20 protein-coding genes are annotated in these 24,273 nt (G+C 74.8%); 11 read left to right on the forward strand and 9 right to left on the reverse strand.

Going from position 1 to position 24,273, the window contains the following annotated elements; genetic code table 11:
- Positions 1-474: 474 nt before the first annotated feature.
- The 5 genes from ABZ479_RS14370 to ABZ479_RS14390 all read left to right on the forward strand — a co-directional run bounded on the left by ABZ479_RS14370 (position 475) and on the right by ABZ479_RS14390 (position 6,565).
- Complete coding sequence (locus ABZ479_RS14370; RefSeq protein ID WP_500461879.1) at positions 475-1,101, forward strand: PadR family transcriptional regulator; 627 nt, start codon at positions 475-477, stop codon at positions 1,099-1,101.
- 286 nt (positions 1,102-1,387) lie between these two features.
- On the forward strand, positions 1,388-2,125 hold the full coding sequence (locus ABZ479_RS14375) for an ABC transporter ATP-binding protein (RefSeq protein ID WP_500461880.1): 738 nt from the start codon (positions 1,388-1,390) through the stop codon (positions 2,123-2,125).
- A complete protein-coding gene (locus tag ABZ479_RS14380; RefSeq protein ID WP_500461881.1) occupies positions 2,122-4,974 on the forward strand; it encodes an FtsX-like permease family protein in 2,853 nt (950 codons plus the stop codon). Before ABZ479_RS14375 ends, ABZ479_RS14380 begins: the two co-directional genes overlap by 4 nt.
- A gap of 56 nt (positions 4,975-5,030) precedes the next feature.
- Positions 5,031-5,774, forward strand: coding sequence for an aminoglycoside 3'-phosphotransferase (locus ABZ479_RS14385; protein ID WP_500461882.1), 744 nt, complete (start codon positions 5,031-5,033; stop codon positions 5,772-5,774).
- Positions 5,775-5,845: 71 nt separating this feature from the next.
- On the forward strand, positions 5,846-6,565 hold the full coding sequence (locus tag ABZ479_RS14390; RefSeq protein ID WP_500461883.1) for a vWA domain-containing protein: 720 nt from the start codon (positions 5,846-5,848) through the stop codon (positions 6,563-6,565).
- Here the strand turns inward: ABZ479_RS14390 and ABZ479_RS14395 are convergent.
- Both ABZ479_RS14395 and ABZ479_RS14400 read right to left on the reverse strand, forming a co-directional pair.
- Positions 6,552-7,112 carry a hypothetical protein gene (locus ABZ479_RS14395; RefSeq protein WP_500461884.1) on the reverse strand — a complete coding sequence of 187 codons (561 nt, stop codon included), beginning with the start codon at positions 7,110-7,112 and terminating at the stop codon, positions 6,552-6,554. The genes ABZ479_RS14390 and ABZ479_RS14395 overlap by 14 nt on opposite strands.
- 69 nt (positions 7,113-7,181) lie before the next feature.
- On the reverse strand, positions 7,182-8,840 hold the full coding sequence (locus ABZ479_RS14400; protein ID WP_500461885.1) for an IucA/IucC family protein: 1,659 nt from the start codon (positions 8,838-8,840) through the stop codon (positions 7,182-7,184).
- Between the two features lie 74 nt (positions 8,841-8,914).
- Between ABZ479_RS14400 and ABZ479_RS14405 the strand changes: the two genes are divergently transcribed.
- Complete coding sequence (locus ABZ479_RS14405) at positions 8,915-10,525, forward strand: IucA/IucC family protein (protein WP_500461886.1); 1,611 nt, start codon at positions 8,915-8,917, stop codon at positions 10,523-10,525.
- On the opposite strand, the gene ABZ479_RS14410 is transcribed toward ABZ479_RS14405, so the two are convergent.
- The 4 genes from ABZ479_RS14410 to ABZ479_RS14425 form a co-directional block, all read right to left on the reverse strand.
- Positions 10,474-10,827 (reverse strand): hypothetical protein, encoded by a 354-nt coding sequence (locus ABZ479_RS14410; protein WP_500461887.1) that lies wholly within the window; start codon positions 10,825-10,827, stop codon positions 10,474-10,476. The genes ABZ479_RS14405 and ABZ479_RS14410 overlap by 52 nt on opposite strands.
- A 107-nt stretch (positions 10,828-10,934) precedes the next feature.
- Positions 10,935-11,888 carry a hypothetical protein gene (locus ABZ479_RS14415; RefSeq protein ID WP_499600118.1) on the reverse strand — a complete coding sequence of 318 codons (954 nt, stop codon included), beginning with the start codon at positions 11,886-11,888 and terminating at the stop codon, positions 10,935-10,937.
- 76 nt (positions 11,889-11,964) lie between these two features.
- Complete coding sequence (locus tag ABZ479_RS14420) at positions 11,965-13,443, reverse strand: dihydrolipoyl dehydrogenase family protein (RefSeq protein WP_500461888.1); 1,479 nt, start codon at positions 13,441-13,443, stop codon at positions 11,965-11,967.
- A 121-nt stretch (positions 13,444-13,564) separates the two neighbouring features.
- Positions 13,565-16,090, reverse strand: coding sequence for a SpoIIE family protein phosphatase (locus ABZ479_RS14425; RefSeq protein ID WP_500461889.1), 2,526 nt, complete (start codon positions 16,088-16,090; stop codon positions 13,565-13,567).
- Between the two features lie 229 nt (positions 16,091-16,319).
- Between ABZ479_RS14425 and ABZ479_RS14430 the strand changes: the two genes are divergently transcribed.
- Both ABZ479_RS14430 and ABZ479_RS14435 read left to right on the forward strand, forming a co-directional pair.
- A complete protein-coding gene (locus ABZ479_RS14430) occupies positions 16,320-16,745 on the forward strand; it encodes an OsmC family protein (protein WP_499600121.1) in 426 nt (141 codons plus the stop codon).
- A 119-nt stretch (positions 16,746-16,864) separates the two neighbouring features.
- The gene (locus tag ABZ479_RS14435; protein ID WP_500461890.1) at positions 16,865-17,470 is read left to right on the forward strand and encodes a TetR/AcrR family transcriptional regulator; all 606 of its coding nucleotides are present in this window, start codon (positions 16,865-16,867) and stop codon (positions 17,468-17,470) included.
- A 787-nt stretch (positions 17,471-18,257) separates the two neighbouring features.
- Here the strand turns inward: ABZ479_RS14435 and ABZ479_RS14440 are convergent.
- Complete coding sequence (locus ABZ479_RS14440) at positions 18,258-18,566, reverse strand: GNAT family N-acetyltransferase (protein ID WP_499600123.1); 309 nt, start codon at positions 18,564-18,566, stop codon at positions 18,258-18,260.
- Positions 18,563-18,832, reverse strand: coding sequence for a DUF2630 family protein (locus ABZ479_RS14445; RefSeq protein WP_500461891.1), 270 nt, complete (start codon positions 18,830-18,832; stop codon positions 18,563-18,565). Before ABZ479_RS14445 ends, ABZ479_RS14440 begins: the two co-directional genes overlap by 4 nt.
- A gap of 185 nt (positions 18,833-19,017) precedes the next feature.
- Here ABZ479_RS14445 and ABZ479_RS14450 point away from each other — a divergent pair, with 185 nt between their 5' ends.
- The 3 genes from ABZ479_RS14450 to ABZ479_RS14460 all read left to right on the forward strand — a co-directional run bounded on the left by ABZ479_RS14450 (position 19,018) and on the right by ABZ479_RS14460 (position 23,064).
- Complete coding sequence (locus ABZ479_RS14450; RefSeq protein WP_500461892.1) at positions 19,018-20,520, forward strand: MFS transporter; 1,503 nt, start codon at positions 19,018-19,020, stop codon at positions 20,518-20,520.
- A gap of 274 nt (positions 20,521-20,794) precedes the next feature.
- Entirely contained in the window at positions 20,795-21,991 is a 1,197-nt protein-coding gene (locus ABZ479_RS14455) for a MarP family serine protease (RefSeq protein WP_500461893.1), read from the forward strand.
- Positions 21,992-22,158: 167 nt separating this feature from the next.
- A complete protein-coding gene (locus ABZ479_RS14460) occupies positions 22,159-23,064 on the forward strand; it encodes a DMT family transporter (protein ID WP_500461894.1) in 906 nt (301 codons plus the stop codon).
- A gap of 64 nt (positions 23,065-23,128) precedes the next feature.
- Here the strand turns inward: ABZ479_RS14460 and ABZ479_RS14465 are convergent, their stop codons facing one another.
- Positions 23,129-24,208: a glycerophosphodiester phosphodiesterase family protein gene (locus tag ABZ479_RS14465; protein WP_500461895.1), complete on the reverse strand. Its 1,080-nt coding sequence runs from the start codon at positions 24,206-24,208 to the stop codon at positions 23,129-23,131.
- Positions 24,209-24,273: the final 65 nt, after the last annotated feature.

The following is a 24,273-nucleotide window of genomic DNA, read 5'->3' on the forward strand; positions in this document are numbered from 1 at the left end:
CCGGCCAGGCGGCGGTCGGACCTCTCATCAGCGTCTCCGACGGCACCCCTCGGGCCCGGTGACACCACCCCCCAGGTCATCCGTTCGACAGGGGGACACAGTCATACCGGGCCCGGAGGCCAGCGGCCCTCTTGCAGGACCGCGAAAAACATAACGGGGGTGCCGTGCTGGTCGAGGAGCCAGATCGGGCCGAGCGTCCGGTCCGTGAGTTGAAACAGGGCGTCTTCGATCCGGTCGAGCCCGGCCCGGCGAGATACGCGGCCGCTCGTGACGTCCGGTCCGGCCGTACGGCTGCCGTGGGCTCGTGCAGCCGATCCTGGCATGTGGAGCCGTTGCCGGGGACGGCCGCCGACCCGGACGGGACCGGGCCGGGTTGTAGGGGGCGTGCAGCGCACTGTGGGGGGTGTGGAAGCCCAAGTCGGGCGCCGGGGTGGGTGATTGGGTCGGTCAGCATACTTGGTATATATACTCGGTATGTCGATCCGCCACGGGCTGCTCGCCCTGCTTGAACACGGCCCCCGCTACGGGTCCCGGCTGCGCTCAGAGTTCGAGAGTCGTACCGGTGCGACCTGGTCCCTCAACGTCGGGCAGGTCTACACGACCCTGAACCGGCTGGAGCGCGACGGGCTGGTCGTGCAGGACGGGGAGGACGACTCGGGGCACGCGCTCTACCGCATCACCGAGGAAGGGCGGTCGGAGCTCGGCTCCTGGTTCCGCAGCCCCGTCGACCGCAGCAACCCGCCGCGCGACGAACTCGCGATCAAGCTCGCCATGGCGGTGAGCGCCCCGGGGGTCGACGTGCGGGACGTCATCCAGTTGCAGCGGCTCCACACCCTGCGGGCGATGCAGGACTACACCCGGCTCAAGGCAGCGGCCCCGGAGCCGGCGTCGGACCGGCCGGAGGACGTGGCCTGGGTGCTCGTCCTGGAGCAGCTGATCTTCCAGACCGAGGCCGAGGTGCGCTGGCTCGACCACTGCGAGACGCGGCTGGTCAGGGTGGCGGCCGCCGCCGCGGCCCGGCGGGCGGAGACGGACCCCCGGCCGGAGCCCGCGGACGGCGGCGCGCCCCGGAGCGGCCGCCGCCGCGCGTCGCGTTCCTAGGCCGTGTCGTCACCTGCGCGCCTGCCCCACGGCGCCTGGCACGGCACTCCCCCAGCTCCGCTGGGAGGTGCCCCCACGCTGCGTTGTCGAATCGTCCGAGTAGCCCACTACGAGGACGATCCTCCGCCTTGCGATGCACCGCACCTGGGGGCACCTCCCAGCGCAAGCTGGGGGAGCCGTGGGGCCCGCCCTCCGGGCGGCCGCCGCTCACGTGACGACACGACCTAGCGCCGCCCCCGAAGCCCCCACCCCGTACGTCCCCGTACGCCTTCCGAAGAGGACCGCCTTGTCCCCACTCACCACCGAACCCGTCCTGCGCATACGCGAGCTGACGCGGACGCACGGCAGCGGCGCCACCGAGGTGCACGCGCTGCGGGGCGTCGACCTGGACGTCCACGCGGGCGAACTCGTCGCCGTCATGGGGCCGTCCGGCTCCGGCAAGTCCACGCTGCTGGCGATCGCGGGGGGCCTGGACACCCCGACGTCCGGCAGTGTGACCGTCGAGGGCACCGAACTGGCCACCGCCGGGCGCAAGGAGCTCGCGGCGCTGCGCCGGCGCCGGGTCGGTTACGTCTTCCAGGACTACAACCTCATCCCCGCGCTGACGGCCGCAGAGAACATCGCCCTCCCCCGTGAACTGGACGGCGTCCCGGTGCGCCGGGCACGCAAGGAGGCCGTCGAGGCGCTGGGCGACGTCGGGCTGGAGTACCTGGCGGACCGCTTCCCCGACGAGATGTCCGGGGGCCAGCAGCAGCGCGTCGCCATCGCCAGGGCCCTCGTCGGGGAGCGCCGGCTGTTGCTCGCAGACGAGCCGACGGGCGCGCTCGACTCGGAGACCGGCGAGTCCGTGCTCGCCCTGCTGCGCAGGAGGTGCGAGGCCGGAGCGGCGGGTGTGCTGGTGACCCACGAACCGCGGCTCGCCGCCTGGGCGGACCGGATGGTCTTCCTGCGGGACGGCACCGTCGTCGACGAGACCAGCCGGACGCCCGCGGAGTCGCTGCTCAGCGGGACGGCCGGCCGGTGACCGCCCGCTTCCACGCCTGGCGGGCCGCCCTGCGGATCGCCGGCCGGGACGCCCGGCGGGCCCCGGGCCGCACCCTGCTCGTCGTCGGCATGCTCGCCCTGCCCGTGCTGGGGGCGTCGGCGGCCGACGTCACGCTGCGCAGCGCACAACTCTCCCCGGAGCAGCAGCTGGAGCGCACCCTCGGACGGGCGGACGCCGAGGTCCGCTACCCCGGTTTCGGCCCCATCCTCCAGGACCCCGACGCCTCCGCGCTCTACGTGGACCACACCCCCGTCGAGGGGCAGCCGGACGACGCGGCAGACGGCCCGCCGACCCCGGCGACCGCCAAGGCCGTCCTCGCGCAGGCGATGCCGCCGCACGCCCGGACGCTCGAACGCCTCGCCGGCACCGCCGAGGTCCGTACCCGCCACGGCGCCCTCGACGTCGACGTGCTCGAACTCGAGACCGCCGACCCGATGACCCGCGGCATCACCACGCTGAAGCAGGGCCGCCACCCGGTCCGCCCCGACGAAGTGGCGGTGACGACGCACTTCCTGACGGTGAGCGGCCTGCGGGTGGGGTCACGGCTCACCGTGCGGGACCTCAGCCCCTCCTACCGCATCGTCGGCGCCTACGAGCGCCCCGGGGACCTGGCCGCGGACGAGGTCAACGCGCTGCCCGGCGCACTGCTGGCGCCCTACGGACGGATGCTCGCCGGCGCCCACAGGACGCCGTCCGAGCCGGCCGCCGAGACGTTCCTGGTGTCGCTGCCGGGCGGGTTCGGCTGGCCCAGGGTGGTGGAGGCGAACACCCACGGCGTGGCGGTGGTCTCGCGTGAGGTGACGCTGCACCCGCCGGCCCGATCCGACGTGCCGCAGTACCGGGAGCACCCGGAGCGGCCCCCGGCCGCGCCGGTCTCCGCGCGGGCCACGGCGGCGGTGACCGTCGTCGTCCTGGCGCTCGCGGAGGTCTGCCTGCTCGCGGGGCCCGCGTTCGCCGTCGGGGCCCAGCGCTCACGCCGGCAGTTCGGGCTCATCGGCGCGGGCGGCGGCGAGGGCCGGGACATCAGGGCGGTGGTCCTCGCCGGAGGCCTGATCGCCGGCGTGGCCGCGGCCGCGCTGGGAACCGCCCTCGGCATCGGCCTGGCCGCGGCCCTGCGTCCGCTGTTCGAGGCGCGCGGCGGGGCGCGGTACGGAGGCTTCGACCCGCACCCGGCCGACCTCCTCGGCATCGCGCTGCTCGCCGTGCTCGCCGGACTCGCGGCCGCGGCCCTGCCCGCCGTCACGGCGGCCCGGCAGCCCGTCCTCGCCGCGCTCACCGGGCGCAAGGGCGTGCGGCGCTCGGGGCGGCGACTGAGCCTCGTGGGCCTCGCCGCGTTCCTGCTGGGGACCGCGATCGCGCTGTACGGGGCGATGCGGACCGACTGGAAGGTCGTCGTCGCGGCCGGCAGCGTCATCGCCGAGGCCGGTGTCGTCGCGATGACGCCGGCGTTCATGGGGATCGCCGGCCGCCTCGGGCGCCGGTGGGGCCTCTCGCCCCGCCTGGCGCTGCGGGACGCCGCGCGCAACCGCGCCCGTACCGCCCCCGCCGTGGCGGCCGTGCTCGCCGCCGTCGCCGGCACCGTGACCGTCGCGGCGTACACCGCCGGCACGGCCGCCCAGGAACGCGCCGGGTACGAGGCCCTGCTGCCCGACGGGGCGGTGACGGTGATGGTGGACGAGGACCGCGGACGCGACGTCCCGGCCGCCAGGAGAGCCGTCGCCCGGAACCTGCCCGTGGGCGTCGAGGCGGACGTGGACCAGTTGTTCACCGGCCGCGCCGGCTGCGACCAGGACGGCATGTGCGGTTACGTGGAGGTCGTGCGGCCTCCGGCCGAGAGGTGCCCGCTGTACGACACGGGACCGGCGAACCCGCTGTCCGCGATGCCGCGTGCGGAGCTCAGGGCGCTGGCCCACGACTCGCGCTGTGCGAACGGCAGCGTCGGCGACACGACTCCCAGCGGTGTCCTGGTCGGCGACGCGAGACTCCTGGCGGTGCTCGGCGTCGATGACCCCGGGGCGGTGGCGGCCCTGGCCGACGGGCGGGCCGTCTCCCTCGACCGCCGCAACGTGGACGCCCGGGGCCGGGTCGCCGTGCGGCTGGTCACCGACGACCTGCGGGCGAGCGCCGCCGAGGCACAGGGGAAGGAGCCGCCGGGCAGGGTCGCCCGGTTCCCCGTCCACCAGGTTCCCGGCAGCCCGCCCAACCACGGCGTGGAACTGGTCGTGCCCCCGACGGCGGCCAGGGCGGCGCACATCGGGACGGTGCCGTTCGGCGCCTACTTCACCACCACGCACCCGCCGACCGACGCACAGCGGCAGAAGACGCAGCAGGCCCTCGGCGACACCGGGGCCGACGTCCGCTTCCACCTGGAGGAGGGGCCCGAGGACCCGGCCGGTGTCGTGCCGCTCGCGCTGGCCGTCTTCGCGGCGGTGGTCACGCTCGGCGCCGCCGGGACCGCGACGGGCCTGGCACGCTCCGACGCCGAGGCCGACCTCGCCACGCTCGCCGCGATCGGGGCGCCGCCCAGGACCCGCCGGCTGCTCACCGCGTTCCAGTGCGCCGTGGTGGCCGCGGCGGGCGTGGTGCTGGGTGCCGTGACGGGGATCATCCCCGCCATCGGGCTGCGGCTGGTCGACCGGCGCATCGTCGAGGCCTTCAACGAGCGGCAGCTCGACGAGGGCAGCGCGAGCCGGATCATCGAGCACGTGCCGATCGTGGTGCCCTGGGGTCTGCTGGCCGTCCTGCTGATCGCGGTGCCGCTGGGCGCCGCCTGCCTGGCGGCGCTGGCCACCTCGTCGAGGCCCACGACCACGCGCCGGGCGGTGTAGCCCCGGCAGCGCGAAATGGGCTGGCCTTCCGGCGGGGCGCGGGGGAGCATGCGGCGGTGGAGATTTCGGGACCGCCGGAGGGCGAGGTGGAGGTGCCCGCGCGGATCGGGGCGCTGGCGGGGGAGCGGACGCCGCTGCCCGTGTGGCGCAACGAGAGGGGCGGGCTGACGTTCCGGCTGGGGGCGGGGGAGGACCGGCTGTTCGCCAAGTGGGCGCCCGCGGGCTCGGGGCTCGACCTCGGGGCCGAGGCCGAGCGCCTGGAATGGGCGGGCCGGTTCACGTCCGTGCCGCCCGTCGTGGAGCACGGCGCGGACGGCGACGGGGCCTGGCTGGTCACGCGCGGGCTGCCCGGGGAGAGCGCCGTCAGCCCGCGCTGGACGGCCGAACCCGCCACCGCGGTACGTGCGCTGGGCGCCGGGCTGCGCGCGTTGCACGAACGGCTGCCCGTCGTCGGCTGCCCGTACGACTGGTCCGTCGGCACCCGCCTGGAACGCGCCCGGCGGGCCGGCCGGCCGGTGCCGGGGGACCTGCCGCCGGCGCCGCCCGTCGAGCGGCTCGTGGTGTGCCACGGCGACCCCTGTGCGCCCAACACCCTGCTGGCCGAGGACGGCTCCTGGTCGGGCCACGTCGACATGGGTGCCCTCGGCGTCGCCGACCGCTGGGCCGACCTGGCCGTCGCCACTTGGAGCACCGAGTGGAACTACGGCCCCGGCTGGGACGACGCGCTCCTGGACGCGTACGGCATCGCCCCCGACCCGGAACGCACCGCCTACTACCGGCGCTTGTGGGACGTCACCTGACGGGTGCCGCGGGCGGGCCGGAGGTGGCACGATCGGGGCGGGAGACCGCGAGAGCGAGGGGGCGGGACGAGATGGCCATCAGTCTGGAGAAGGTGCAGGCGACGGCGCCGGGGCTGGTGAGCCTGTACAAGGGCGCCCGGGTGTCGCTGGAGAAGGCCGGGGTCGCGGGCGAGCGCGCCGCGGTCTACCTGGTGCTCGACCGGTCGGGCAGCATGCGGCGGCACTACCGGGACGGCACGGTGCAGCGCCTGGCCGAGCAGGCCCTCGGGCTCGCGGCGAACCTCGACGACGACGGGGTCGTGCCGGTGGTCTTCTTCTCCACCGAGGTGGACGGCGTCGCCGAGATCGGCCTCGACGGGTACGAGGGCCGGATCAACGCCCTCCACGAGGGCTACGGCCACATGGGCCGCACCAACTACCACCTGGCGATGCAGGCGGTGATCGACCACTACCGGGCGTCCGGCGCGACGCAGCCCGCGTTCGTCATCTTCCAGACGGACGGCGGCCCCTCCTCGCGCACGGCCGCCGAGCGGCTGCTCTGCTCGGCGGCCGGGTTGCCGATCTTCTGGCAGTTCGTCGGCTTCGGCGACCCGGCGGGCAAGGACTTCGACTTCCTGCGCAAGCTCGACGAACTCCCCGTTCCCGCCAAGCGGCTGGTGGACAACGCCGGTTTCCACGCCGCCGGGGAGGAGCCCGCGGCGGCGCCGGACGCGGAGTTGTACGCGGCGCTGATGGAGGAGTTCCCGCAGTGGCTGACGGCGGCGCGGGCGGCGGGCGTCATCCGGGACTGACGGGCGGCGCGGCGGCTGCGGCGGCCGCGTCCACGAGGCGGTCGAGTCCGGCGGCCGACTCGGGCGCGAGCCGGTAGACGCCCTGGAGGCCGATCGACCGCGTCAGCCGGCCGTCCTCGACGAACCGCAGCTTGCGTTCGGCGCGGCGCGAGCGGTACGTGAGCCGTTCCAGCAGCTCGCCGGGGACGGTGGTGCCGAAGTCGAGCGGGGTGCCGGGCGGGCCCACGAGCACCTCGGACGCGCAACCGCCCTCCAGCGGCGACCAGTCGGGCAGCGTCGCCAGCTCGTCCGCGGCCCCCTCGTACGGGATGATCCGCGCCACCTCCAGGCGGCCCAGCACGTGGAGCCGGGTGCGGTGGACGCGTACGGGGAAGACGCGGTCGCCGGGCCTGACCCCCGCGAGCCGGAAGCTGGGCAGCGACTGGTGCGGCCCGCCGAACAGGACGCGGAGCGGGCGCCCGGCGTAGCCGCTCCGCGCCAGGTGACGGCAGAGGTCGTTGGTCCACAACGTCGTGTAGGACTGCGGGGCGTCGGCCGGTTCGGACATGCCCGCCACCGTAGGGGGCGGCACCGACAGCGGCCGCGGTTGGGGCAGGGCCCCGGACGTCCGCACCGGTCAGAGCAGGGGGTTGGGGAGGCCCGTCCACTGGTCGCCGGTCGTGGGGGTCTCCAGGCGCATCAGGGTGAGGGCCTTGATGGGGAGTTCGGGGGCGGACAGGAGGGCCGCGCGGTCGGTGCGGGTATCCGCCGTGGTGGGGAGGGCGTCGAAGGCGCGGGCGGTCTCCGTGCGCACCGCGGCCCACAGCCGTGCCTCGGTGGGGCGGTGGCCCGCGCCGAGAGCGGAGACGAGGCTGCCGAACGTCGTGGCGACCAGGGAGCCGTAGAGCTTGGCGTGCAGGACCGCGGGGTCGTCGCTGAGGCCCCGGCCGAGCGGGGGCAGGGCGATGCCGTGCCGGGCGAGGCGGGCCGGGCTGATCCGGACGTCCGCGAGGTCGCGGTAGACCAGCCGCAGCGGCCGGGCGTGCCGGTCGAGGACGAGCAGGAGGTTCTGCCCGTGCGCCTCCAGGGCGACGCCCCAGGACAGCAGCCTCAGCACGGCCGGGAGCGTGAGCCGGGCGAAGGCGGTGAGCCAGGCGGCGCCGTCCGGGGGCGCGGCCGGTTCCGCGGCCGAGAGCAGGGAGCGGAGCAGCGGCGGCCCGCCGTCCGCGGGGCGCTCGGCGAGGGCGGCGACGGGCAGGACGTACTCCCCGGCCGCCGGGTCGGCGAAGCCGGACGGGGACTCCCGCAGCAGAGCCGCGAGGTCGGGGCTGGGCTCACCGCCGACGACGGCGGCCGCGGCCCCGACGTTGCGGACGACGCGCAGCGCGTCGCCGCCGAGCCGCCGGGTCAGCTCGTCCAGCAGCACGGACAGCGGGGCGCTGTCGGTCACCGAGAGGGCCGAGATGTCGCGGACGGACGAGGTCATCCGCATGCTCAGCGCCGTCTTCAGGTGCGGCCCGCCGTCGAGCGGTGCGAAGGTGCGCACCGACATCAGCGGGCGGGTCGGCACCGCGGCCTCGGCGTACGGGCGCAGCCCCAGGGCGGGCAGGATGTGCCGGGTCTGCCAGGGGTGGACGGGGAGCAGCAGCCGGTCGCCGTCCCGGAGCCGGTCCGGCCAGGCGCCCGCGACCAGGGACTCGGCGGCGGGGACGGCGACGAGGTCCAGGGCGACGACGGGCCGGTGCTCGGGCCCGTACGCCAGTTGCTCGGCGACCGAGAAACCGGGACGGCTGCGGCAGCACGGGTGGTAGGGGTGGCCGTCGACGACGCCCTGCTCGAAGGAGGCGAGCGTCGGCAGCCGTACGCCGTGGCCGTCCGCGTCCGCGGCACCCGCCCGGGACAGGGCCAGGGAGGCGACGCTGTGGTCGAGTTCGTCGCGCAGCAGGCCCGAGCCGGGCAGGCCCAGGGCCGTCACCAGGGCGGCCGGGTGGTCGTGGGGCAGGCCGTCCAGCAGCAGGGCGGGCTCGTCATCCGGCGACGCCAGGTCGTGCGGCAGCCGCCGCGGGCCGGTGAGCAGCCGGCCGTCGTGGAAGAGCACGCGGCCGGGGCCGCGCCAGGCGATGCCCGGCAGCGGTTCCAGCAGCAGGGCGCGCCACAGGCGGCCGAGGACGGCGGCGCGGGCACCGGGGAGGGCGGCGGTGTACGCGTCGTGCAGATCAGGTCGGAGCGTCGCCAGCTCGGTGGCGAACGCCGTCTCCAGGGGGCGCCGCGTCGCAGCCGCCGAGTGCGGGTACATGATGAGTCCCTACCCTACGAGGAGGCAGCCGACCGTGCACCGACAAGCCCTGCGACCAGCGGGAACGAGCCGTCGTGGGTGAGGCATGGGACCGCGCCGAGGCACTCTCGGCGACGGCCCTGCTGAACTGCCTGCTGCGTGAGGTCGCCGTGCCCGCCGGCGAGGACGGGGGCCGTCCCGTCCACCGGCTGCCCGCGACCGGGCGGCTGCTGCGGGTCCGGGCCGGGCGCCATCCCGCCGGGCCCGAGGTGCACACCCCGGACGGCTGGCGGCCGCTCCCGCTGGAGGCGCTGGTCGACGTCACCGCCGCGGAGCTGACCGCCCGCACGGGTGTGGCCAACACCGGGCTGCCCGCCGAGATCGCGGACAGCCGCGATGTGCTCGCCGCGCTGCTGGAGGCCCGCGAGCACGCCCCGCCGCCCGCCGACCCGTACCTGCGCTCCGAGCAGGCCCTGGTGGCCGGGCACCGCCACCACCCCGCGCCCAAGACCCGTGGCGGCGGCCCGCCGGAACGCTGGCTGCCCTACGCGCCGGAGGCGCACACGAGCTTCCCGCTCGCCCTGCTGGCGGTCCGGGCGGACCTGCTGGCCGGGGAGGGCGACACCGCGGTGCTCGACCGGCTCCACCCGGACGTCCCCGAGGGCTACCGGGTGCTGCCCGCGCACCCCTGGCAGCTGGCCCTGCTGGGGGACCTCCCGGCCTTCCACGACGGCCGGCTGCTGCGGCTGGGGGAGACCGCCGTGCCGGCGGTGCCGACCGCGTCCGTGCGGACGGTGTACCTGCCGGAGGCCGACCTCTTCCTGAAGTTCAGCCTCGACGTGCGGATCACCAACGACGTCCGCCGGCTGTGGCGGCACGACCTGCGGTGGCTCGGCCCCGTCGACGAGGTGCTGCGGGCCGTCCCGGAGGCGTCCGTCCTGTCCGACCGCGGCTACCGGACGGCCGGCCTGGACGGCCCCGACGGCCGGGACGCGTACGAGGCGCTGGCCGTGCTCGTCCGCGACGGCTTCGGCGCGCACCTGCGCCCGGGGCTCACCCCGCTGCTGGCGGCGGCCGTCGCCGAGGGGTACGGGGGCAGCCCGCTCGCCGCGCCCGGGCTGACCGCGCGGGGCGCGCTGGCCTGGTGGGAGGCGTACCTGCGGCAGGTCGTGCCGCCGGTGCTGCACGCGTTCCTGCGGCACGGGGCGGTGCTGGAGTGCCACCTGCAGAACGTGCTGGTCGCCGTGGACGACGAGGGGCTGCCCGGCCAGGCGCTCTTCCGCGACCACGAGGGCGTCAAGCTGGTCGAGGAGCGGCACGGTGAACTGCTCCGGCGCCACGCGCGCCCCGATGCCCCCGGGCCCGGCGTGGACGCGGCGCACGGCTGGGAACGGCTGGTCTACTGCCTCGTCACCAACAACCTGATGGAGATCGCGGGCGCGGTCGCCGCACGCCACCCGGAACTCACCCCGGTGCTGTGGGCGCGCGCCCGGGCGTTCCTCGCGGGGTGGTCGGCCGCGAACGGCGAGCCGGCGCCGCTGCGGGAACTGCTGTCCGCGGCGCACATCCCGGGGAAGACCAATCTGCTGCTGCGCTGGACCGGCGCGGACGGGGCCGCCGCCCGCTACCTGCCGCTGCCGAACCCGCTGCGGCCTCAGGGCGCGGAGGTGACCGACTCCGGCGAACGGCGCGTGGCGGGGCCGTAGAAGCCGGCGGCGTCGCCCGTGCCCGCCGGCGTCGAGGAGGCCCCTGCGCCGGACGAGGGCTCCGCCGTGCCGCCGGAGCGGAGCAGGCTGGGCGGGGCCGGCTGCGGCTGGGAGGCGCTCGGGGCGGGCAGCGCCCGGTCGGCCTCGCCGGGACCGGTGACCAGGTGCCCGAGCAGGGCCAGGACGCCGACGCCGGTCACCGCCGCGGCCACCACGACGAGGGTGCGGGTGCGCCGTCCGGAGCGGGCGGGCGCCCGGCGCGAACCGCGCTGACCGCCCGCCGGGTACGGCTGCGGCGGCATTTGCGGCGTCGGGTCCTCGGGGAACAGGTCGGCGTAGTCGGGCGCGGGCCCTTCGGCGCCGACGCCCAGCAGCGGTCAGACGGTCGTGCCGCCCGGCTCGCCGCCGGTCATCTCTCGTCGCCGGCCTGGTCGGGCACGAGGCGTTCGAGGACGTCCTGGAACTCCTCGCCGACGGTGATCATCAGCCCGTCGCCGTCCTTGCGGCTGAGCTGGGTCAGCACCCCGTCCCGCCACCAGTAGACGTACGGGCTGATCGGGCCCACCGCGTCCTCGTGGCCCGCCGCGGCGAAACCGGCCATCCCGTTGAGCGCCGGGATGACGCCGCTGTCGCGGATGGCGTGGAAGGCCAGCTGGTGCCGGAAGGGCATGGCGACCAGCGCCCCGTCGGCGGTCAGCGGCTCCCCGGTGACCCGTTCCACCAGCTCGTCCAGGACCAGCACCCGGGCGGCGGTGAAGAAGGAGTCGCCGACCAGGACGTCGAAGCGCACGTCGGCGTGCCGGACGACCTCGTGCCGTTCCACCGGCAGGTCGCGCAGGTTGAGCAGGGCGCGGCCGCGCAGCTCGCGGGTGTCGCCGAGCGGGCCCAGGGCGTGGTCGGCGAGCGTCATCACGCTCTCCGGCAGGTCCAGGGCGAGCACCTCCAGCAGCCCCGGCGCGGCGACCCGGGCGTAGCGGAAGGTCTCCGGGTCGACCGCGTCGGGCGGGACCAGACGCGGGTAGAGCCGTTCGCGGATCTCCTCGACGGGCATCGTCTCCAGCGGCGAGGGCCCGTCGAGGGTGCGCAGCACCGCCCCGACGTGCTCCCGTGCCAGCTGCGGCCACACGCGCGGGCCGCGGCGGTCGTTGTGGCAGAGCGCGGCGAGGTTGCCGAGCCCGAAGCGACGGCCGGAGTCGTCGGTCACCATGTCGGCGAAGACGGTGACCTCCAGTCCGAGTTCGGCGAACGACTCGCGCACGGTCGCGCGGAAGCGCGCGCCCTCGTCCACCGAGAAGAAGGCGTACTCGGGATCGCGGGGTGCGTCCCGCTGGTCACGCTTCGGCCCGCGCCGGAAAATCCCCACCTCAGCTGTCCCCTCGACCTGGTCTCGACGAGCAGGGCGCGATCCTATCGGCAGGCGCCCGGGGCCGCCGTCTCCGTCAGCCTTCGCCGTCCGGCGCGTCCCGGTAGGTCTCCAGCAGCCGCAGCCAGATCTCGCTCATCGTGGGGAAGGCCGGTACGGCGTGCCACAGCCGCTCCAACGGGACCTCCCCGGCGACGGCGATGGTGGCCGAGTGCAGCATCTCGCCGACCGCCGGGCCGACGAAGGTGACGCCGACGAGGTGACCCCGGTCCAGGTCGACGACGGCGCGGGCCTTGCCCTTGTAGTCGTCGGCGTGGAGGCCGGCGCCCGAGACGTTGCCGATCTCGTAGTCCACGACCTTGACGCGGCGGCCCTCCTGGCGTGCCTGCGCCGCGGTGATGCCGACGGACGCGGCCTCGGGCTCGGTGAAGACGACCTGCGGGACGGCGCCGTGGTCGGCGGTGGCCGCGTGCCGGCCCCAGGGGGCGGTGTCCACCGGCTCGCCCTTGGCGCGGGCGGCGATGGCGGCGCCCGCGATGCGGCCCTGGTACTTGCCCTGGTGGGTGAGGAGGGCGCGGTGGTTGGTGTCGCCCGCGCAGTACAGCCAGCCGCCCTCGACGTCCTTGACCAGGCAGGTGTCGTCGACGTCCAGCCACGAGCCGGGGCTCAGGCCGATCGTCTCCAGGCCCAGGTCGTCGGTGTGCGGGACCCGGCCGGTGGCGAACAGGACCTCGTCGGTGAGGAGTTCGGAACCGTCGGAGAGCACCAGGGTGACCGGGCCGGACTCCGTGTCGCGCCGCAGCTCCGTGACCGAGACGCCGGTGCGGATGTCCATCCCGGCGGCGCGCATCCCGTCCGCGACGAGTTCGCCCACGAACGGTTCCCAGCGCGGCAGCAGCCCGGAGCCGCGGACCAGCACGGTCACCTCGGAGCCGAGGGACCGCCAGGCGGTCGCCATCTCGACGCAGACCACTCCGCCGCCGACCACCACGAGCCGTCCGGGCACCTCGGGGGAACTGGTGGCGTCCCGGCTGGTCCACACGTGGTCGTCGGCGATGCCGGGCAGGTCGGGCAGTTGCGCGCGGGTGCCCGTGCAGACCGCCACCGCGTGCCGGGCGACCAGGACGCGCTCGCCGCCGTCCGGGGTCTCGACGACGACGCGGCGCGGCCCGTCGAGACGTCCGCGTCCCCGGACCAGGTCGATGCCGGCCGAGTCCAGCCAGGTCACCGCCCCGTCGTCCTTCCAGCTGGAGGTCCAGTAGTCGCGCCGGGCCAGCACCGCCGCGGCGTCCAGGCGGCCGCCTGCCGCCTCCCGCGCCCCCGCGACCGCCCGCGCGGCGTCCAGGGCCGCCTGCGGGCGCAGCAGCGCCTTGCTGGGGATGCACGCCCAGTACGAGCACTCACCGCCGACCAGCTCGGCCTCGACCACCACCGTGGTCAGTCCGGCCTGCCTGGTCCGGTCGGCGAGGTTCTCCCCGGTGGGGCCCGCGCCGATGACGATGACGTCGTAGGTGTCCGTGCTCGTGTGCGTACCGCTGTCTGCCGCCGTGGTCATGGTCCCACCGTAGGCAACAGCTCGTCCGCGCACAGCCGGAACCCCCCTGTTCCGCGGCCTCACCCGTACGGCTGGTAGGCCATCAGGGCGAGGCGGGAGGCGGGGCCGCCGGTGGCGGCCCTCACGCGGGGAGTTGCTGCTCCGTCCAGATGACCTTGCCGCGGTCGGTGTAGCGGGTGCCCCAGCGGCGGCAGAGCTGGGCGACGAGGAAGATGCCGCGGCCGCCCTCGTCGGTGGTGGCCGCGCGGCGCAGCCGGGGGGAGGTGCCGCTGGCGTCGGCGACCTCGAAGACCAGGGCCCGGTCGCGCAGCAGCGTGGCACGTACCGGGCCGGCGCCGTGGCGGATGGCGTTGGTGATCAGCTCGCTGGCGATCAGCTCGGTGGTGAAGGCCAGCTCGTCCAGGCCCCAGGTCCGCAGACGGCCGGTGATGGCGGACCGGAGGGCGGAGACGGCCGCCGGGTCGCCGGGCACGTCCCAGCAGGCCACCTGGCGCTCGTCCAGGGAGCGGGTGCGGGCGACGAGCAGGACGACGTCGTCGGCGGAGGGCACGGGGCGCAGCGCGGCCTCGACCGCCGCGCACACCTCCTCCGGCGGGCAGCCGCGCGGGACGGCGGCGAGGGCCCGGCCGAGGCGGCGCATCCCGGTGTCCGGGTCGAGGTGGCGGCCCTCGATGAGGCCGTCGGTGTAGAGGACGAGGCCGCTGCCCTCGGGGACCGCGAACTCGGCTGTCTCGAAGGGGAGTCCGCCCAGGCCCAGGGGCGGCCCGGCGGGCAGGTCGGGGAAGCGCACCCCGCCGTCGGGGGCGAGCAGCGCCGGTGGCGGATGGCCGGCGCGGGCCAGCTGGCAGCGCCGGGCGACCGGGTCGTAGACCGCGTAGAGACAGGTCGCGCCCGCGAGGCCGGGGCCGGTGCCGCTCTCGTCGTCGAGGCGGACGACGAGGTCGTCCAGGCGGCCCAGCAACTCGTCCGGGGGCAGGTCGAGGGTGGAGAAGTTGTGCACGGCCGTACGCAGCCGGCCCATGGCGGCGGCGGCGTGGATGCCGTGGCCGACGACGTCGCCGACGACGAGCGCCACGCGCGCCCCGGAGAGCGGGATGACGTCGAACCAGTCGCCGCCGACCCGGCCACGGGCCGCGGGGCGGTAGCGGTGGGCCACGTCCACGGCGTGCTGCTCCGCCACGCCGCGCGGCAGCAGGCTGCGCTGGAGTTCGAGGGCGAGGTGGTGCTCGCGGGTGAAGAGCATCGCGTTGTCGATGCAGACGGCGGCGCGGGCGGCCAGGTCGCGGGCGAGGGTCAGGTCGTCGTCGGCGAACGGTTCGGTCCGGGCGGCGCGTTGGAAGGTGGCGACGCCCAGCAGGGTGTCGCGGGCGCGCAGCGGGACGGCGATGACGGCGCGGGGTTCGCCGTCCGGGCCGGGGGAGGTGTCGCGGACCGCCGAGCCGGCGCACAGGGCTCTGGCCTGGGGGCTGCCGGGCACGAGGCGAATCGGTTCACCCCGGGCGTAGGGGCCGTACGCGCCGGCGGGCGCCGCGCCGCCGTCCGCCACCCGGCGCAGCTCCGCCCCGGTGTCACCGGGGGCCGTGCCGTGCAGGACGGGGCGGAAGAGGTCGACGGTCGCGTGGTCGGCGAAGCGGGGCACGGTGGCCTCGACGATCTCGCGGGCGGTGCGGGCGACGTCGAGGGTGGTGCCGATCCGCAGGGCGGCGTCGCTGAGCAGTTCCAGGCGGCGGCGCGCGGCGACGGCGAGGCGGCCCACCCCCGGCTCGCCGACCAGCAGCGGGCGGCTCCCGGCCGGGGCGGCGCCCGGTGCCCCGGCGTCCCCGGGCACGCTGACCTCCACGACGGCGCCGCCCGCGACGGGCCGGCACAGCAAGTGGGCCGTACGGCCGCGGGAGAGGGGGAGTTCGAGCGCCTCGCGCCGTCCGGCGGCGATCAGTCCGGCCGCGGTCTCGGCGAGGGCCGACTCGTCGCCGTCGGTGAGTCCGGCGGGGGGCCCGACGCCCTGGACGCGTCCGGCGCCGTCGAGCCGCAGCGCGGTGGACCCGGCACCGCGGTGCTCGGCGTTCAAGTAGTCGTGCAGCAGGGCGCGTTCGCGTTCGCCGCACTCCTCGAGGAGCCGCTGCTCGATGGCGAGGGCGCAGCCGCGGGCGAGTTCGGCCATGAGGGGGTGGGCGTCGCCGGACAGGCTGGTCAGGTCGAGCACGCCCTCCACCCGGCCGCTGACCGGGTGGCGGACGGGCACCCCGAAGCAGCTGAAGCCGCGCAGGGCGGCGGAGAAGTGCTCCTCGCCGCAGACGCGGACGGGCTGCCGGGCGGCCAGCGCCGTGCCGATGCCGTTGGTCCCGGCGTCGAGTTCGTGGTAGCTGAACCCGGGGGCGAGCCGGACCCGGTCCAGGGCGGGCAGCAGCGGGGGTTCGGCGGCCCGGCGGTCGATCACCAGGCCCCGGTCGTCGGTGAGCAGGACGGCGGTGCGGGTGCCGGAGAGCGTGCCGGCGAGCCGGTCGAGGACGGGGGCCGCGGCCCGGACCAGGGCTCCGGTGGGGTCGAGGTCGTCGCTGTACGGGACGTCGAACCTCTCGGGGTCGAGGCCGGCGCTCCGGCAGCGTTCCCACGAAGCGAGGATCGGTACCCGCACGGATTCGACCACCAGGCTCACTCCTTGACGTCCGCGTCCCAGGTCCCGAACGTAGGGCGGCGACGCGCCGGCGGGGGGCGGGTCGGTGAAATCCCTGCATACAGCCACCCTTGTGGGTGACGGCTCGTTTGACAGAGGGCAACACGACCGTCACGGCGCTGGTGATCGCTTCGCGAAGCGGCCTGCCGTGGTGAAGACTTGGACCCGCCGCAGCCGTACTCCGCACTCGGGAGGAACCACCATGTCCACCACGCGCGTCGCGCACACCGTCTGGGACGGCAGTCTGACGGAGGGCAGCGGGGTCGTGACCCTCGACTCCTCCGGCATCGGGGAGTACCCGGTGACCTGGGTCGCCCGCTCGCAGGAGCCGGGCGGGAAGACCAGCCCGGAGGAGCTCATCGCCGCCGCCCACTCCAGCTGCTTCTCGATGGCCCTGTCGGCCGGTCTCGGCAAGGCGGGCACCCCGCCGACCCGGCTGCGCACCCAGGCCGACGTCACCTTCAAGCCGGGCACCGGCATCACCGGCATCCACCTGACCGTCGAGGGCGAGGTGCCCGGGATGGACGAGGCGGAGTTCGTCAAGGCGGCCGAGGACGCCAAGGCGAACTGCCCGGTGAGCAAGGCGCTGGCGGGCACGGAGATCACCCTCACGGCCTCGCTGGCCTGACGCCGCACGGCCCGTACCGTGTGCGCCGCCCATCGAAACGTTTCGGTTTCGGTGGGCGGTGCCATATTGTCGTTCGGATACGGAACCGTTTCGCAGGGGACGAGAGACGGAGCAGGGACATGACGACCGACGCGAGCGCACCGGCGCGCCGCACCCGGCTGACGCCCGAGCGGGAGCAGGAGCTGTACGGCGCGGTGATCGACCTGCTGCGCGAGGTCGGGTACGACGCGCTGACCATGGACGCGGTCGCCACCCGGACCCGGTCCAGCAAGGCCACCCTCTACCGGCAGTGGAAGAGCAAGCCCGAGCTGGTCGTGACCGCGCTCCGGTGCACCAAGCCGGTGCACGTGGAGAACGTCGACACCGGTTCGCTCCCCGGCGACCTGCACGAACTCGCCGACCGCATCGGCGACGGCTCGGACGTGGACACCCCGCTGATACGGGGCCTGGCCCACGCCTCCGCCACGAATCCGGACCTCGCCGAGGCGATGCGCCAGCACCTGATCGAGCCCGAGCTCACCGGGGTGCGGCAACTGCTGGGCAGGGCCGCCGGGCGCGGTGAGATCGACGCGGCCGTGCCCGCGGCCGAGTTCATGCCGCACATGATGCTCGGCGCGGTGGTCACGCGGCGTCTGCTGGAGGACGTGGAGGTCGACGCGGCGTTCATGCACCGGTACATCGACGCGGTCGTGCTGCCCGCGCTGGGGGTTGCGCCGGGTCGCTGAGTGTGCGCGGGTCGTTTGTGGCTGGGGTTGCGGTTTCTCCCCCATCCTCCCGCCCGATTGCCCGGCACGATTGGTGCGGGTCTCGCACCTTGTGTTGGGGTCGGCGCCGCGCCGGCGCACTCCCCCAACCTTCGGCCGGGGGGGACCCCCAGAACGCTCGCGGTTTAGGTCCACATCCTTGGGCACCGCGTCCGCCGCTCGTCGTTTCCGGGCGCACCCCGCCACACCCCCTCCCGTCGTATGGGCGCACAACGGCCGGTGGGTGGTCACAAGGCAGTCCGGGGCACCCCACCTGTTCGAGGCACCCCTCGCCGGCTGTTATCGCCCACGCGAGAACGGCGCCCGCCCAACGGGAGGGACGGGGCCCGACGCAGACGTGGGGGGCAACTCCGGACTGCCTCCGTCCCCCCGCCGGCAATGCGGCCACATCGGCCGGAGGGGGAGACGAGTGGTGGGATTCGGTGCCGAATGATGCGGGCCTGAACCGTGGGGCCGCGGGTCAGTGAGCGGTTCGGGGCGCCCCGGACTGCCCTCATGCCCCCACCGGCCGTTGTGCGCCCGTACCTCGGGAGGGGGTGCGGTGGGGTGCTCCCCTTGGCCGAGGGCTGGGGGAGACGAGTGGCGGCCGACGATGTGGGGGTAAACCGCGAGCGTTCTGGGGGTCCCCCCGGCCGAAGGCTGGGGGAGTGCGCCGGCGCGGCCACGACCCCACCGCAACTTGCGCAGGCCCGCACCAATCGTGCCGGGCAACGGCGCCGCACGCGACAACGGGCCGTCCGCCGGAGGCTCAGTCGCTGACCGCGCTGCGCGGGCGGTACTCCAGGTCCTCGTACTCCGGGTGGTGCGCGATCCACCCCGCGATGAACGGGCAGGCCGGGAGCACGCTCTGCCCGCGCTCGCGTGCCTCGTCCAGCGCGTGGCGGGCCAGCGCCGAGCCCACGCCCCGGCCCTCGAACTCCGGGTCCACCTCGGTGTGCAGGAACGCGACCATCTCGGGCGTGCGGATGTACGTGGCGAAGCCGGCGAGCCTGCCGTCGACGTGCGCCTCGTAGCGCCGTGCGCCGGTGGCGTCCGAGACCTTCGCGTCGCTCTTCACGACTGGTAGCCCTCCACGGTGCGCGAGGAGCGCACCTGCGCCTCGCCGGGGTCCCCGCCGGCCTCGGTCTTGGCGCGGCGCTGGCGGAGCAGGTCCCAGCACTGGTCGAGCTCGCGCTCCAGGGCGTCGAGCCGCGCCCGCTCGGTCCCGCTGTCCATCTGCCCCTCGCTGAGGAGCTCGCGCAGGGTCCTCTCGTCGGAGACCATCGCGCTGATCCGTTCCAGGATCGCCTTCTCGGGGCGATCTCCCGCGTGCTGCTCGGCCACGGCCCGCACCTCCTCGTCGTCGGCACCCACTCTAGGCAGCCGGTTGCGTCCATGCGATCGAAACATTTGCGTTTCGATAAGGGGCTCCCTAGTCTCTGTGTGTACGAAACGGTTTCGTATCGCGTCGGGTCCCCGGCGCACGGGCGCACCCTGCCCTCCTCGCGACCGACTGGAGCACGTTCCGCATGTCCCAGACCACCGCCGCACCTGCCGTGCCGGCCGAGACGAACGCGAGCGACGCCCCGGCGGCGCAGCGCTGGTGGGTCCTCGCCGTCATCGGGATCGCACAGCTGATGGTCGTGCTCGACGCGACCATCGTGAACATCGCCCTCCCCTCCGCCCAGGCCGACCTCGGCTTCACCGACGGCAACCGGCAGTGGATCGTCACCGCCTACGCCCTGGCCTTCGGCAGCCTGCTGCTGCTCGGCGGCCGGATCGCGGACCTCTTCGGCCGCAAGAACGCCTTCCTCGTCGGCGTCGTGGGCTTCGCCGCGGCCTCCGCGCTGGGCGGCGCCGCCGGCAGCTTCGAGATGCTGGTGACCGCCCGGGCCCTGCAGGGCGCCTTCGGCGCGCTCCTCGCGCCCGCCGCGCTGTCGCTGCTCACCACGACCTTCACCGACGCCAAGGAGCGCGACCGCGCCTTCGGCATCTACGGCGCCATCGCGGGCTCCGGCGCGGCCGTCGGCCTGCTGCTCGGCGGTCTGCTGACCGAGTACCTGGACTGGCGCTGGACCCTCTACGTCAACCTGGCCTTCGCCCTGGCCGCCTTCCTCGGCGGCGTGGCCCTGCTGCGGCGCGCGGGCCGCCGTCCCGGCGCGACGATCGACCTGCCGGGCACCGCGCTGGTCTCCGCCGGGCTGTTCGCCGTCGTCTTCGGCTTCTCCAACGCCGAGAGCCACGACTGGAGCTCGCCGCAGGTGTGGGGCTACCTGGCCGCGGGGGCAGTGCTGCTGGCCGCCTTCGCCTGGTGGCAGACCCGGGCGCGGCACCCGCTGCTGCCGCTGCGCGTGCTGTTCGACCGCAACCGGGGTGCCTCCTTCGCGGCCTCGCTGGTCTCCAGCGCCGGCATGTTCGCGGTCTTCCTCTTCCTGACCTACTACCTGCGGCTCACCCTCGGCTTCTCCGCGGTCGAGACGGGCCTGGCCTTCCTGCCGATGGTCGGCGCCCTGATGGTCGGCGCCCAGGTCGCCACCACGGTGCTGGTGCCCCGGGTGGGCCCGAAGCCCGTGGTGCCGACCGGCTTCGGCCTGTCGGCGGCGGGCCTGGTCTGGCTGACCGGGCTCGGCCTGGACAGCGGTTACGCGGCCGACGTACTGCCGCCGCTGCTGGTGGTCGGCCTCGGCATGGGCCTGATCTTCCCGCCCGCGATGAACCTGGCCACCGCCGGTGTCGGGGCCGAGGACGCGGGTGTGGCCTCCGCCACGGTCAACGCCATGCAGCAGGTCGGCGGCTCGATCGGCACCGCGCTGCTGAACACCCTGGCCACCGGTGCCGCCACCGACTACGCCCTGGCCCACCGCACCGATCCGCTGGTGAAGGCACGGGCCGCCCTGGAGGGCTACGCGACGGCCTACTGGTGGGCCGCGGCCTTCTTCGCGGCCGGTCTGGTGATCAGCTTCCTGATGTACCGGCGCGGAATTCCCGCCCGGGACGGGAATGCTGACGCCGCCCCGGTCGTCCACATGTAGGGGGAATGAGCTGCGGGGCCGCCCCTGAGCGGTGGGAAGGCCCCGCACGCGCCGACCCGTGGGGACGGGGTGCGGTGCGACGGAGGGCCCGGTGCCGGAGTCCGTGGTTGCACACGGAAGCCGCGCCGGGCCTTTCCCATGCGATTCCACGGCGATCCGGGGTAGGCGGGGCGGATGTGACGGAATCTGCGTGCGGTGCGCCGCAAAAGGGAACCTATGGTCAGTTAATGTGCGTTTTCACTGGTCCACAGGGTTTCGTCGAAAGGCCCCTCGGTTGAACCTGCTCGACCTCCTGCTGCTGGTGCTGACCGTCGCCTACGCCGTCGCCGGCTTCCGGCGGGGACTGGTCGCGGGCTGCGTCTCGCTCGCGGGCTTCCTCGGCGGTGCGGTGGTCGGCGTGTGGCTGCTGCCGTACGTACTGCAGTACGTCGAGCCGGGCACACCGCGGGCCACGCTGGTCGCGCTGCTCACCGTCCTGGTGCCCGCGGCCGGCGGGCACGCCCTGGCCTCCGGGCTCGCCCTGAAGGCGCGGACCGGGCTGGACTGGGGCCCGCTGCGCTGGGTCGACGGGGCGGGCGGCGCGGTGGCGAACGCGGTGGCCGTGCTGCTGGTCTCCTGGGTGGCCGCGAGCGTGCTGGTGACGTCCTCCTCCAGCGTGCTGTCCCAGTCGATCCGCGGGTCCGAGGTGCTGGGCGCGGTCCAGGACACCATGCCCCGGCAGGCACCGACCTGGTTCAGCAAGGCGACCAGCGCGCTGGCCGAGGCCGGGTTCCCGCAGGTGTTCAACCCCTTCGAGTCCGAGCCCGTCAACGGGGTGCCCGCGCCCTCCGGGGACAGCGTCACCGCGGCCGCGGCCGGCGCCGCGGCCCGCAGCACGGTCAAGATCGAGGGCGTCGCCAACGTGGACGGCCGCCGCCAGGGCCAGGAGGGCACCGGCTTCGTCTACGCCGACGAGCACGTGATGACCAACGCCCACGTGGTGGCGGGGGTGGACGACCCCGCGGTGCAGGTCGGCGGCACCGGCCGGGCCTACCGGGCCACCGTCGTGCTCTTCGACCCCGGCAAGGACATCGCCGTCCTGGACGTCCCGGGGCTGAACGCGCCCGCGCTGGACTTCACCGACGACGCGGTGCGCGGCGACGGCGCCGTCGTGGCGGGCTACCCGCAGGACGGCGGCCTCGACCTGCGCGCGGCGACGGTGGCCGGGCGCATCCGCGCCACCGGCCAGGACATCTACGGCGACGGCACGGTCACCCGCGACATCTACCAGGTCCGGTCCGTGGTGCGCCCCGGCAACTCCGGCGGCCCGCTGCTGGACACCTCCGGACGCGTCTACGGGGTGGTCTTCGCCCGCTCCACCACCGACTCCACGACGGGCTACGTGCTGACCGCGGACGAGGTGCGCTCCGACGCCCTGCGCGGGGCGAACGCCACGGAGCCGGTGGACACCGGCGACCGCGCGGCGCTGTGACCGCGGCCCCCGTGCCCACGGAGCGCGGCGGGCCTCCGCATACGTTCGACGTTAGACTTTCCATTCACGCTGAAAACCGGACGAAACCATAGGAACGTCGAGCGTCGTCCGGCGCCGAGCCGGACGAGGACGACCGCGGCCGAGCACGCGGGAGTGGTGCCTGCGTCATGATCTCCATCCTCTTCGCCGTCCTCGCGGCCTGCAGCAACGCCTACGGCACGGTCCTGCAGCGACGCGCGGTGCTCACCGTCCCCGCCTCGAAGTCCCTGCGCCTGGGTCTGATGAAGGACCTGCTGCGCACCCCCGTCTGGCTCGCCGGCATCCTCGGCGTCATCCTCGCCGCGGTCTTCCAGGCGCTGGCGCTGGGCACGGGCTCGCTCGCCGCGGTCCAGCCGGTGTTCATCCTGGAACTGCCGCTGGCCCTGGTGATCGGCGGCATGGTCTTCCACGTCGAGCTGTCCCGCAAGGCGTGGGTCAGCGTAGCGTGCATCGCCGGGGGCCTCGCGTTGTTCCTCTTCTCGATGGCGCCCCGCGGGGGGCGGGAGCAGGTGCCGGGCATCTGGTGGGTGCCGACGCTGCTGATCGTCGGCGGGCTCGGCGCGGCGCTGGTGCTCGCCGGGCTGCGGCGGCCCAACGGCCTGACGCGCGCCGCGTGCCTGGGCGCCGGGGCCGCGGTCGGCAACGCCCTCACGGCCGCGCTGATCAAGTCGTCCATGTACGTCCTGGAGCACGAGGGGGTCGTGGCCTGGCTGATGTCCTGGCAGACCTACGCGTTCGCCGCGGCCGGCGGGTTCTCGCTGTTCCTGCTGGGGACCGCGATGCAGGGGGGACCGCTGATCGCCTCCCAGCCCGCCCTGACGCTCGGCGACGCCGTCGTCGGGTTCTGCCTGGGGGTCACGCTCTACGGTGAGCAGCCGCGCACCGGCTACTGGATGCTGCCCGCGCTGGCCGGGTTCGCGGTGCTCAGCTACGGGGTCTTCGCGATGTCCCGCACCCAGTGCCTCTACAAGTGCGTCCACCCAGAGGAGCACCTGGCGAGCCCCGCCGGGGAACCCGCCACCTCGGCCGGCTGACCGTGCGCCGACGCCCCCGGGACCGGTGGGTCCCGGGGGCGTCACGCGTACGGCGCGCCGGTCGTCAGTGGCGCGGGGCGGAGTACGCCTTGGGCAGGCGCATGCCGCGGTCGGCCATGATCTGCCGGACGTGGTTGGGGTAGTCCGTGATGATGCCGTCGATGCCCATGTCCATCAGGGCCTCGATGGTCGGGTTGTCGTCACAGGTCCACGGGATGACCTTCAGGCCGCGCTCGTGGGCGTCGTCCACCATCTTCTCGGTGACGTAGAACCTGAAGTTCGGGTCCGCGACGGTGCCGTTCTGCGGCATGCCGTAGACCGGGGAGAGCGCCTTGACGCCGGGTACGGCGGAGGCGGCCTTCACGAAGTCGCCGTCGTAGTCGTCGGCGTCGATGCCGCCGAGCCACGGGGAGGCGCCGGGCTTGCCGACCTGGAGGAAGTCGTAGTTGGTGAGCGCCACCAGCGGGTACTTCGGCGCGAGCTTGTGCATCTCGTTCAGGGCGCCCCAGTCGAAGGACTGGATGGTGACCTGCTTCTCGATGCCCGAGCGGTGGATCTCCTCGAAGACGCGGCGCACGAACAGCTCGCGCGGCGCGGTCTGCTCGGGGGCGCCGGCCTCCACCTTGGTCTCGATGTTGAGCTTGACCTTCTTGGCCTTGTAGCTCTTGACCAGGCCCAGCACGTCCTTGAGCTCCACCATGCGGTGGCCCTTGACCTGCTCCTGCTCGGAGAAGCCGGGCAGCTGCTGGTAGCCGCAGTCCATCGTCTTGATCTGGGCCAGCGTCAGGTCCTTGATGTACTTGCCGACGTAGGGGTACATCGGGTCGCCCGCCGTCACGGGGCCGGTGTCCTTGCACTTCTGGGCGCTGATCTGGCGGTCGTGGTTGACGACGACCTTCTGGTCCTTGGTGACGTGGGTGTCCAGCTCCAGGGTGCTCACCCCGAGGCGCAGGGCCTTGCCGAAGCCCTCCAGGGACTCCTCGGTGGTCATGCCGATGCCGCCGCGGTGGGCCTGCAGGTCGAAGTCGGCCCGGTGGGAGTGGCCGTGGTCGTGGCCGTGCTGGGCGGTGGCGGCCTGGGCCGCGGTGGGGACCACGAGCGCGGGGACGACGGCCAGGGCTGCGATTGCGTGCCGGAGGGACATTTACACCTCGTCTACATCGGGCGAACGGGACCTCGTGAAGCTAAGCCGCAGGTCGAGCCCGTACG

Source organism: Streptomyces sp. NPDC005722 (assembly GCF_040630935.1).
In the GTDB taxonomy this organism is placed as follows: Bacteria; Actinomycetota; Actinomycetes; order Streptomycetales; family Streptomycetaceae; genus Actinacidiphila.

Excerpts from the sequence above, each read along its gene's own strand:
- ABZ479_RS14370 (WP_500461879.1), top strand. The coding sequence starts at position 475 with ATGTCGATCCGCCACGGGCTGCTCGCCCTGCTTGAACACGGCCCCCGC.
- ABZ479_RS14390 (WP_500461883.1), top strand. The coding sequence starts at position 5,846 with ATGGCCATCAGTCTGGAGAAGGTGCAGGCGACGGCGCCGGGGCTGGTG.
- ABZ479_RS14395 (WP_500461884.1), bottom strand. The coding sequence starts at position 7,112 with ATGTCCGAACCGGCCGACGCCCCGCAGTCCTACACGACGTTGTGGACC.
- ABZ479_RS14400 (WP_500461885.1), bottom strand. The coding sequence starts at position 8,840 with ATGTACCCGCACTCGGCGGCTGCGACGCGGCGCCCCCTGGAGACGGCG.
- ABZ479_RS14410 (WP_500461887.1), bottom strand. The coding sequence starts at position 10,827 with ATGCCGCCGCAGCCGTACCCGGCGGGCGGTCAGCGCGGTTCGCGCCGG.
- ABZ479_RS14420 (WP_500461888.1), bottom strand. The coding sequence starts at position 13,443 with ATGACCACGGCGGCAGACAGCGGTACGCACACGAGCACGGACACCTAC.
- ABZ479_RS14430 (WP_499600121.1), top strand. The coding sequence starts at position 16,320 with ATGTCCACCACGCGCGTCGCGCACACCGTCTGGGACGGCAGTCTGACG.
- ABZ479_RS14435 (WP_500461890.1), top strand. The coding sequence starts at position 16,865 with ATGACGACCGACGCGAGCGCACCGGCGCGCCGCACCCGGCTGACGCCC.
- ABZ479_RS14450 (WP_500461892.1), top strand. The coding sequence starts at position 19,018 with ATGTCCCAGACCACCGCCGCACCTGCCGTGCCGGCCGAGACGAACGCG.
- ABZ479_RS14460 (WP_500461894.1), top strand. The coding sequence starts at position 22,159 with ATGATCTCCATCCTCTTCGCCGTCCTCGCGGCCTGCAGCAACGCCTAC.
- ABZ479_RS14465 (WP_500461895.1), bottom strand. The coding sequence starts at position 24,208 with ATGTCCCTCCGGCACGCAATCGCAGCCCTGGCCGTCGTCCCCGCGCTC.